We start from the raw sequence: 10,192 nt of genomic DNA on the forward strand, positions 1-10,192 counted from the left end.
CCACACCCGAAAACGATTACTCCAGCCGCCGGACGTTCGCGATCATCTCGCACCCTGACGCGGGCAAGACCACCATGACCGAAAAGCTCTTGCTGTTCGGCGGCGCGATCCAGCTCGCCGGCACGGTCAAGGGGAAGAAGTCCGGTCGTCATGCCACCTCCGACTGGATGGCCATGGAGAAGGAGCGCGGCATCTCGGTGACCAGCTCGGTGATGCAGTTCCCCTACCGCGAGCGGATCGTCAACTTGCTTGACACGCCCGGCCACGAGGACTTCTCCGAGGACACCTACCGGGTTCTCACCGCGGTCGATTCCGCGCTGATGGTGATCGATGCGGCCAAGGGCGTCGAGGCGCGCACCATCAAGCTGATGGAGGTCTGTCGCCTGCGGACCACGCCGATCATGACCTTCGTCAACAAGCTCGACCGCGAGGGCCGAGACCCGCTCGAGCTGCTCGACGAGGTCGAGACCGTCCTGAACATCCGTTGTGCCCCGGTGACCTGGCCGATCGGCAGCGGCAAACGCTTCCGCGGCATCTATCACATCGCCCAGAACACCACCTATCTCTTCGGTTCGGCCGATGGCACCCGTGATCAGGCTGTCGAGGCGATCAAGGGGCTCGACAACCCGCTGCTCGACGAGCGTCTGGGCACCCAGGCCGACGAGTTGCGCGAGGAGATGGAGCTGGTGGAAGGTGCGGCCGACGAGTTCGATCTCGATGCTTATCTCAAAGGTGAGCAGACGCCGGTGTACTTCGGCTCGGCGATGAACAACTTCGGCGTGCAATCCTTGCTGGACGACTTCGTCGAGTACGCGCCGCCGCCGCAGCCACGCGAGGCCACCGGCCGCACGGTCCAGCCGTCCGAGGGCAAGTTCACCGGCTTCGTCTTCAAGATCCAGGCGAACATGGATCCGCAGCACCGCGACCGGATTGCGTTCCTGCGCATCTGCTCGGGCGAGTTCCGTCGTGGCATGAAGGCGCACCACGTGCGCCTCGGGCGCGACGTGAAGATTCCCGATGCGCTGACCTTCATGTCTTCCGACCGGGTGCGTCTGGAGACCGCGCAGGCCGGCGACATCATCGGCATCCACAACCACGGCACGGTCCGCATCGGGGATACCTTCACCGAGGGCGAGAAGCTGGTCTTCACCGGCATCCCCAACTTCGCCCCGGAACTGTTCCGCCGGGCGCAGCTCAAGGATCCGCTGAAGTCCAAGCAGTTGCTCAAGGGGCTGTCGCAGTTGTGCGAGGAGGGCGCGACCCAGCTCTACCGGCCGCTGACCAACAACGACCTGATCCTGGGCGCCGTGGGCGTGCTGCAGTTCGACGTGGTCGCCCAGCGCCTGAAGGACGAGTACAACGTCGACTGCCGCTTCGAGGCGGTCAACGTGAATACCGCCCGCTGGGTGGAATGCGACGATCCCAAGCGCTTCGAGGAGTTCAAGAACAAGAACCAGGCGAACCTGGCGATCGACCACGCCGGCGATCTGGTCTACATCGCGCCCACGCGGGTCAACCTGCAGATGACCCAGGAACGCTGGCCGGAGGTGCGTTTCCTCGCCACGCGCGAGCACGGCGACTACAGCACGGACTGATCCTCGACGGGACAGCCCCCGCCGTCGGCTCAGTGCTCTTCCGGGTCTCCGGCGGGGGCGCCGCCGAGCGTGCGGTCGACCAGCCGGTCGAAGTGTTCCGGGTTGATGTACTGGAACATCTCCTTGTCGTCGGGCTCCACGGTAATGACCAGCCCTTTCTCCGGGTAGAGCCACAGCGTCGCGGTCGGGTCATCCTTGTCCCGTTCTCCTCGTGGTATCGCTCGCCTTTCCGCCGGCTCGCCGAAGCGCCGCTCGAGGAGCTCCTCCTCGTAGTCGGCCGTTGGCGCGTAGCTGATCGAGCGGATCGGCTTGTCCTGCGCCTCGAGCAGGGCCTTGTCCGACATCGAGAGCTTGCGGGCCCCGCTGGGGGTGGGGTCGGCGATGGTCGACTCGTCCGCCCAGTGTTCCAGCGTCTCCTGGTCCACGTCTCCCACCAGCACCACCTGCGCGGTGAGCGGTCCCACGCTCATCTGGCCGAAATAGGCCTCCAGTGTCAGCGGTTCGCCCGGCTTGGAAAACATCGCCAGGTCGGCCTTCTGGTCATACAGGCGCTTGAAGTCCAGCAGCGTGGACTTCCCGAGGGTCATCCCGAAGACTTCCACCTGCCCCTGATCGTTCACTGTCACGTCCCAGGGAAGGAACGGATGGTCCGGGGGGCTGCGGTCGCAGCCGGCAACCAGGGCGGCCAGCAGCAGCGGGCCCAGCAGGCGAGTAATGGGGGAAGGAGGCAGGGAGCGCATGCAAGTGTTTCCGGGATTGCTTGGAAGGCGGAACGTTCGGGCCCGGTCGGGGCCCGGGACGATTTAATCAGCGTATTTGCGGCGGGGCAAGGGCCGACGTCCGTGGCTTGCGCCCGAAAGGACGTTGGGAGTATGTTGCCATGACAAAGCCAACAAGAAACGGAGCCAAGGGAATGTCGGCAGGAGATCATGGAGTGTTTCGAATTGCCCCGTTGCGGGGACTGAAGATCGGCCCAAGGGAGGCGCGGCGGCCGGAGAGGCGGGCCGGTGGACTGACAGGGTTGTTGCTGGCCGTCAGCCTGGCCTGGCCCATGTCGGGGAGCGCGGAGGATTTCCCGCTGCGCGACAAGTATGCCCAGGCCGGTGTGGAGACGATCGAGACCGAGGCGCTGGCCGAGGCGCTGGACGATTACGCCGTTGTCGATGCCCGCTCCCAGTACGAGTACGAGACCCTGCGTGTCCAGGGTGCGCATTCCATTCCCCTCGCCTCCGGTGATTTTTCGGAAGGCGTGAGGGCGCTGGCGGAAGAGACCGACAAGCCGTTGGTCTTCTACTGCAACGGCGTGACCTGTGCCGTTTCCTACAAGGCCGCGCTGAAGGCCGAGGGGGCGGGCTTGACTGACTCGCTCGTCTACGATGCGGGCATCTTCGCCTGGGCCCAGGCAAACCCGGACCGGACCGAACTGCTCGGGGAAACACTCGGCGATCCGAACAAGCTGATCAGCGATGCGCAGTTCGAGCGCCACGTGCTGGCAGAGGATCCCTTCTTCAGTCGCATCGAGCGCAGCGAGGATCCGATCATCGTCGACATCCGCAACCGCGACCAGCGTGCGGGCATCTCCCTGTTCCAGATGCAGGATCGTCACATCCCCCTGACCACCGACAACAGCGAGCTGGATGCGTTGATACGGACCGCGAAGACCGAGGGACGTCCCATGTTCTTCGTCGACGCGACCGGCAAGCAGGTCCGCTGGCTCCAGTACTACCTCGAGGAAAAGGGCGTTCCGGAATACTGGTTCCTGAAGGACGGCGTGTCGAGCGTCTACGAGTCCATGGGGCTGCAGTAGCGCACGCGCGATGGGCGGATCATCCGCCCGTCAGGTATCGGTTCCGCCACTGATCCACCCATCGATTCAGCATTGGCTCGATGCCGGGGTGATCGGTCGTCTTGCCCGATTCCAGCCCCAGTGCGCCAGCCGCTTCCCGCAGGTTCTCCCTCGCCCGGCGATTGTCGAGAGCCGGCGCGTGGTTGGTCTTGCTCAGCTTGCGCCCGTCCGGGCCGATGAGAAGCGGCAGGTGCAGGTAGGCCGGCGGAGTGACGCCCAGTGCCTCGGCCAGCTCGACATGCAGCGGGCTCAGTTCGGCAAGATCCTCCCCTCGCACCACGTGCGTAATCCCCATGTCGGCATCGTCGACCACGTTCGCCAGGTGATAGGCGATCGGGCCGTCGGCCCGCCGCAACACCGGGTCTCCCACCTGCGTTGCCATGTCCTGACGAATCGAGCCCAGCCGCCGGTCCGTCACGGACCGCGTGTGTGCCGTGACGCGGAACCGCAAGGCATGGCGCTCCTCGGCGGAAACCGGCTCGGCCCGGCAGAACCCCGGATAGACCGGCCCGATCGCGCCCATGGTCCGTCCCTGCTCTCGGGCCCATTCGCGCAAGCGCGCGCGGGTGCATCGGCAGCGGTACAGCCGGCCCCGCAGGTCGAGTTCGGTCAGGGCCGCCTCGTAGCGATCGGTCCGCCGGCTCTGGAAGACCACCTCGCCGTCGTGCAGCAGTTGATGGGCCCGGAGCTGCTCCAGGATCTCGTCGACGGTCTCCGGACGGCAGCGGTCGTGGTCGGTGTCGTCGATACGGACCGACCAACGTCCCCCGTGTGCCCGGGCGTCGAGGAAACTGCCCAGCGCGGCCACCAGCGAGCCGGCATGCAACGGGCCGCTCGGCGTCGGTGCAAACCGGCCGTGATAGTTCCCCCTGTTGTTCGTTCCTGCCGTCATGCCATCCTGTAACCTTGTTGCCGTACCGGTTCGATAGTTCGCTGCCGCGTCGGTTTCATCGAACTCGAGCCGTCGGCCGGAATCGTACACCGGTTGCCTGACCTACCTACTCGCGAGCCATCACCATGATCGGTACGAAACCCCGGAATCCGCCCCGTCCCGCCTGCCTCTCCCGCCTGTCCCGATCGGTTCTGGCGATGACCACCGCCGCCGTCATGGCGGTGACGGTCGCCCCGCAGCTCAGGGCCGCGCCGGCACTGCCGGTTCCGGATGGACTCGATCAGGCCCTGGAAGCAATCGACCGTGGGGACGGGCCGGGGTTTCGGAATGCGCTCAATACGGTGGCCTCCGGTCCCCTGGGCGAGCAGGCTCGAGTCTACCTCGAGGCCAAATGGGCGCTCGACCAGGTGGAAGACGAACCGGCGATAGTTACCGGGTTGCTGCGCGAACATCCCGATGCCCCCCTGATGCCACGACTCAAGCGTCGTTACCTCGACCATCTCGCGGACGAGGAAGCCTGGGGCGAATACCGCCTGACATTCGATCGCGCGCCGGAGATACGCGCCGGCACGCGCCACCAGTGTGCCTACTGGGCCGCCGGGCTGGCAGTGGACGAGACGCTGGACAGTTCGGTGGTCGACGAGGCGCGCGAGACATGGAAGCGGGGCCGGAGCCAGCCCGACGTCTGCGATTCGGTGTTCGAGTGGCTGGAGGCGAACGACCATCTCGACGAAACGCTCTACCGGGAGCGGATCCGCAATGCCGTGAAGGCCGGCCAGGATGGCCTGGCACGCTACCTCGTGCGCCAAGGCCCGGCCGGGCTGGCATCCTATCGCGATCGCTGGATCGCCCTGCGCGACGATCCGGCCGCTGCGGTGTCGTCCGCCATCGAGGCGCGCGGAGACGCCGACGAGATCACGCAGGGCCTCCTGTGGCTGGCCAAGCGGGACCCTGCCGAGGCCAGGGACCTGCTGGCACGGGCCGAGCGGGCGGAGTTGCTGTCCGACGAGCAGGCCGGGTCGGTCAGTCGACTCGCCGCCCTCAAGGCAGGCTATCTCTACGAACCGCAGGCCTACGAGTGGCTGCGCGAGGTGCCGGTCGAGGCGCGCGACGAAGAGGTCTGGACCTGGACGGTCCGTTCGGCGATCCGGCACCTGGAGTGGGCGCGTGTCAAGGAGGCGATCGATGCCATGCCCGACGAACTGGCCGAGGCACGCGAGTGGCGCTACTGGCGGGCCGTGGCCGATGCGCGGCTGGGCCGGGAGACCGCCGCACGCTCCGCGTGGCGGGATCTCGCCCGGACGCCCGACTATCACGGTTTTCTCGCCGCCGACCGCCTGGGGATCCAGTACCCGTTGCCTGACAGCAACCGCGCCGTGCTTCCCGAACCGGAAGACGAAGCCCTGACACGGCTGACGTCGAACCCCTGGCTGATGCTTTCCTTCGCCCTCCATCGCCTGGATCGCCCCGAAGATGCGCGGCGGCTGTTCGAGCACGCATTCCGCTCGTTGCCGGAAGGGCTGCTGCCGTCGCTGGCCTGGCTGGCCCACAGCGTGGACTGGCATGACCGGGTGGCTGTCCTGATCGCCCGCATGGACCGGGTGCACGACCCGGAATGGTACGCGGCCCGGTTTGCCCTGCCGCACCGTGAACTGGTCGAAGAGCAGGCGGCCAGTCACTCGATCGATCCGGACTGGATCTATGCCATCATGCGCCGCGAGAGCCTGTTCATGCGCGACATCGGCTCCGGTGTCGGCGCACAGGGCTTGATGCAGTTGATGCCGGACACCGCTCGCTGGATCAACCGCAAGGCCGGGCTGCACCTCGCCCCCCTGACCCTGGACGACCCCGAGACGAACATCGTCCTCGGGTCTGCCTACCTGGGTCACATGGCCGAGCGGTTCGATGGGCGCTATCCGCTGGCGAGCGCCGCGTACAATGCGGGTCCGAGGCGAGTCGGCGACTGGATGCCCGATGTGCCGCTCCCCGGTGACGTCTGGGTGGACACCATCCTGTTCGACGAGACCCGCGCCTATGCCCAAGCCGTGCTGGCGGGAATGGTGACCTACCAGTGGCGCCGCGAGGGCAAGCCCGATCGCCTGGAGTTGCTGCTCCCGGTGATCGGGCCGTCGGACTGAACCATCGAAACCCGCCACGGAGTCGGGCACATGTCCTCACCCAGCTTCCTGTTTTTCGACCTGGAGACCACCGGGGCGGATCCGGCCTTCGATCGTCCCCTGCAGTTCGCCGCGATCCGCACCAACCTCGAACTGGAGCCGATCGGCGAGCCGATCGTCTGGTACGCCCGTCCGAGCATCGACTGCCTGCCGCACCCGGCCGCGGTGATGACCACCGGGCTGTTGCCGGACGATCCCGTGCTGGCCCGGGCCGACAGCGAGGCCAACCTGGCCAACCGGATCTATCGCCTGGTCAACCAGCCGAACACCTGCGTGGTCGGTTTCAACAACCTGCGCTTCGACGCGCCCATGCTGCGATTCCTGTTCTGGCGCAACCTGCTGGACCCCTACCGGCACGAGTGGGCCGACGGCAACAGCCGCTTCGACGTGCTCGACGCGGCGCGGGCCTACCGTCTCCTGCGCCCGGACGCGCTGAACTGGCCGGTCAACGGGCAGGGCAATCCCACGCTGCGCCTGAGCGAGCTGTCGGCGGCCAACGGCCTGATGCACGAGCAGGCCCACGATGCCCTCTCCGACGTGGAGGCCACCATCGACCTGGCCCGCCGGCTCCGCGACGCCGATCCCGACCTCTGGACGCGGCTGCTGGCGGCCAGGGACAAGCGGGCAGTGGCCCGTCTGGTCGACAACCGGGATCTCGCCCCCTTCCTGCACGTCTCCCCGCGCCTGCCGGCACGCACGGCGTCGGCCTCCATGTTCTGCTCGCTCGGCCAGGTGGATGCCAACCGCAACCGGCGCGAATGCTGGGACCTGCGATTCGACCCCGAACCGTGGATGGACCTGGATGCCGACACCTGGGCCGAGAGACGCTTCGTCAGGAACCCGGCACCGGACGCCGAGGATGGCGCGTCCGACCTGCGCCTGCCGGTCAAGGGGATTCATCTCAACCGGGTGCCGGTGGTGCTCCCGGCCGACATGCTCGACGAGTCGGGGGTGGCGCAACGCATGGTCATCGACCGTGCACGGGTGCATCGGCATGCCGACTTCCTCCGCCGACACGTCGGGGAGCTGCGTGAGCGGCTGCTGGCAGCCATCGAGGCCACGGAGGGTGCATTCCCGCCGAAGCCGGTCGAGGAGGCGCTCTATGCCGGTTTCGTGCCGCGGGCCGACCGGTCGCATCTCGAGGACTGGTGGAGCCGGGCACGCGGGATGCGTTCGCGCGACGAGGCCGTGGCCCACGCGCGCGACCTGCTGGCCTGGTCGTTCGAGGACCCGCGGCTGGCGGAACTGGCGGAGGGGTTCGTGGCGCGGAATCTGCCCGAGGCGCTGGATGCGCCGGCGCGCGAGCGCTGGCAGCGGCGTCTGGTCGAGCAACTGCGCCCGGGCGGGCGCGTGCAGGGACAGGATGTCGAGACGGTGCCGGCGGGTCGGGATTTCCCGGCGATGTTCCACGAGGTGGAACGCCTGCGGAACTCCGAGGCCTGGACGCCCGAGCAGCGTGCGCTGCTCGGGCCCTACGCGGTCTGGCTTGCCGACCGTGAGGAGGAACTCCAGTCGTCGGCGGTGGCTCCGGGCGCCTGAGCGGGAACCGTCGTCAGGCAGGCCTTGCCGGCGTTCGCCCGGATGCGTTCAGAACCTTTCCTATGGACAGCGGAGGCTGTCGGTGAAGGCGTCACGCATCAGGTTGAAACAGGTGGCCAGGAACAGGCTCTGCAACTCGACGAACTCGTCGAACGCCTCCCGCTCGGCCTGCTGACCGCCCTCGGCACTGGTGATCAGCGTGTCGGCGGCCACGTGCATCTTGATGTGCAACTGGTGGACGTTCTCGAATTCCTCCTCTCGGCCCGGAGGGGCGCCATGGGTCTCGAGGAAGCGGCCGAAGCGGCACTCGTGCTCGCTCAGGGTGGGGCGCGGCGTGTTGTACAGCAGCGCGCCCATGATCCGGGAGTACCAGTCGAAGTGCCAGTAGGTAACCTCCTCGAAACCGTCGATGAACGACTCGTAGTCGTAGCTGGCCTTTTCGTCCGGGGATGATGCGTTCATGGGGGGCTCGATCGGTTGCGTGTGCCTGATTCCCACCAGTCTAACGATTTGCCCGGTGGGTGTCAGGTCGTGGGTGGGACTGTCCGACTCACTGGCCGAGACAGGCCTTGAGGTAGTCGAGATCGACGATGCCGTTGCCGGGGGCGGGGCCGCTCAGGGTGCGGGCCGGCGCCGAGGGCTCGCCCAGGTCGGTGAGCACCGAGATCGCGCCGGAAAAGTCGTCCTCGGCGGTGTAGTCGTTGAGGGTCACCACGACGGGCACCTGGGCTCCCCGCGCCGAGCGCACGCCGTTGCCGGAATCCTCCAGGGCGATCACCTCGGATGCGGTCAGCCCCATTTTCTCCAGGGTGTAGTGGTAGATGTCGGGGGCGGGCTTCTTGGCCGGCACGATGTCGCCGGCGGCGATCACCTCGAACCAGTCCAGGCTCTCGTCGCCGAGCGTGGCCCGCAACAACCCGTCGACGTTTTCCGGCGTGGTCGTCGTGGTGATGGCCAGACGGACGCCCCGTTCGCGGGCCTCGGCGATCAGGCGCTCGACACCCGGGCGCAGCGGGATCTCGCCCTTCTTCAGCAGGGCGAGGTAGTGGGCGGTCTTGGCCTTGTGCAGGCCGGCAATCCAGCCGGCAAGGTCGTCCGTCTCCGGCAGGGCCGGGGCGTGGGTCTCGATGAAGTAGCGGATGCGTTCCTTGCCGCCGGTCACGGTCAGCAGCTCGCCGTAGGTGGGCACGTCCCAGTGCCAGTCGAGGCCCGCATCGCGGAATGCCAGGTTGAAGGCCACGCGGTGGCCGTCACGCTCGGTATCGGCCAGGGTGCCGTCCACATCGAACAGGATCGCTTGTAACATCGGCTTCGCCACTTTTCTGGTTACCATGTAGATCCCTGCGCTCCGCGGCAGTGCCGCATGCGGGCGGTCAGGATCAAGACAAAAACGGACGAGAGTGTACTCAATGCGCAAACGACCGGCCAGTTCCGGTGCCCGCTGGATCGCGGGTGGATGGCAGCTTCTAAAGACCCGGCCCGGCCTGGTGATCGGCAGCGTGCTGCTGATGTACGTGCTGGTGTTCCTCGTCAGCATGGTGCCGCTGGTCGGCATGGGCGCCGGCTACCTGATCGCCCCGGTGTTCGGCGGCGGGGTGATCATGATCTTCGCCCGGATCGCCGAGATCCTCGAGCGCACCGAGGAGGAGCCGTTGGCGCGTGAGCAGCCGATCGGCTTCGACCTGCTTTTCTCCCAGTTCCGCGGCGGGGCCCCCTGGCGGCCGCTGGTGGGGTTGGGAGGCGTGACCATCCTGGTCAACCTGATGATTCTGCTGCTGCTCGCCGCCTACCTTACCGCGGCGCTGCCGGAGGGCGGCATGGCGGGCCTGAACGATCCGGCGCTTGGCGATGCCGAGCGACTGGAGACGCTCCTGCCCGTGCTGACTTCCTCCTCGGCGCTGGGGATCTGGCTGGGCGTGGTGGTCGTCTACGTGCTCTATCTCTCGGCGATGCTGTTCGCCATTCCGCTGGTGGTGCTCCACGAGCACTCGCTCACGGCCGCGCTGGCGGCCAGTTTTCGCGCCGTCTGGCTCAACTGGCTGCCGATGCTGGTCTTCGGCCTGATCTGGCTGGGAATGTTCATGACCATCCCGCTGACGGCCGGCATCAGCGCGATCCTGCTGGTGCCCTGGGCCTGGGCGGC

The 10,192-nt window shown here is 67.1% G+C and carries 9 protein-coding genes; 5 read left to right on the plus strand and 4 right to left on the minus strand.

Going from position 1 to position 10,192, the window contains the following annotated elements:
* Window positions 1-41 precede the first annotated feature (41 nt).
* The gene (locus ACLFMY_RS06865; protein ID WP_410763875.1) at window positions 42-1,595 is read left to right on the plus strand and encodes a peptide chain release factor 3; all 1,554 of its coding nucleotides are present in this window, start codon (window positions 42-44) and stop codon (window positions 1,593-1,595) included.
* Window positions 1,596-1,624: 29 nt separating this feature from the next.
* Here the strand turns inward: ACLFMY_RS06865 and ACLFMY_RS06870 are convergent, their stop codons facing one another.
* Complete coding sequence (locus ACLFMY_RS06870) at window positions 1,625-2,335, minus strand: hypothetical protein (protein ID WP_410763867.1); 711 nt, start codon at window positions 2,333-2,335, stop codon at window positions 1,625-1,627.
* A 194-nt stretch (window positions 2,336-2,529) separates the two neighbouring features.
* Here ACLFMY_RS06870 and ACLFMY_RS06875 point away from each other — a divergent pair, with 194 nt between their 5' ends.
* Window positions 2,530-3,402: a rhodanese-like domain-containing protein gene (locus ACLFMY_RS06875; protein WP_410763868.1), complete on the plus strand. Its 873-nt coding sequence runs from the start codon at window positions 2,530-2,532 to the stop codon at window positions 3,400-3,402.
* Window positions 3,403-3,421: 19 nt separating this feature from the next.
* Here ACLFMY_RS06875 and gluQRS read toward each other — a convergent pair whose 3' ends face one another.
* The gene (gene gluQRS / locus ACLFMY_RS06880; RefSeq protein ID WP_410763869.1) at window positions 3,422-4,333 is read right to left on the minus strand and encodes a tRNA glutamyl-Q(34) synthetase GluQRS; all 912 of its coding nucleotides are present in this window, start codon (window positions 4,331-4,333) and stop codon (window positions 3,422-3,424) included.
* Window positions 4,334-4,530: 197 nt separating this feature from the next.
* Here gluQRS and ACLFMY_RS06885 point away from each other — a divergent pair, with 197 nt between their 5' ends.
* Window positions 4,531-6,471 (plus strand): transglycosylase SLT domain-containing protein, encoded by a 1,941-nt coding sequence (locus ACLFMY_RS06885; protein ID WP_410763870.1) that lies wholly within the window; start codon window positions 4,531-4,533, stop codon window positions 6,469-6,471.
* 30 nt (window positions 6,472-6,501) lie between these two features.
* On the plus strand, window positions 6,502-8,049 hold the full coding sequence (sbcB, locus tag ACLFMY_RS06890) for an exodeoxyribonuclease I (RefSeq protein WP_410763871.1): 1,548 nt from the start codon (window positions 6,502-6,504) through the stop codon (window positions 8,047-8,049).
* 60 nt (window positions 8,050-8,109) lie between these two features.
* Here the strand turns inward: sbcB and ACLFMY_RS06895 are convergent, their stop codons facing one another.
* A complete protein-coding gene (locus ACLFMY_RS06895; RefSeq protein WP_410763872.1) occupies window positions 8,110-8,511 on the minus strand; it encodes a CZB domain-containing protein in 402 nt (133 codons plus the stop codon).
* Window positions 8,512-8,599: 88 nt separating this feature from the next.
* Window positions 8,600-9,355: an HAD family hydrolase gene (locus ACLFMY_RS06900; RefSeq protein ID WP_410763873.1), complete on the minus strand. Its 756-nt coding sequence runs from the start codon at window positions 9,353-9,355 to the stop codon at window positions 8,600-8,602.
* 103 nt (window positions 9,356-9,458) lie between these two features.
* Here ACLFMY_RS06900 and ACLFMY_RS06905 point away from each other — a divergent pair.
* Window positions 9,459-10,192, plus strand: a 734-nt coding sequence (locus ACLFMY_RS06905; protein ID WP_410763874.1) for a BPSS1780 family membrane protein, incomplete at its 3' end; no start/stop codon positions are given.

The organism is Guyparkeria sp. (assembly GCF_046545975.1).
Classification (GTDB): Bacteria; Pseudomonadota; Gammaproteobacteria; order Halothiobacillales; family Halothiobacillaceae; genus Guyparkeria.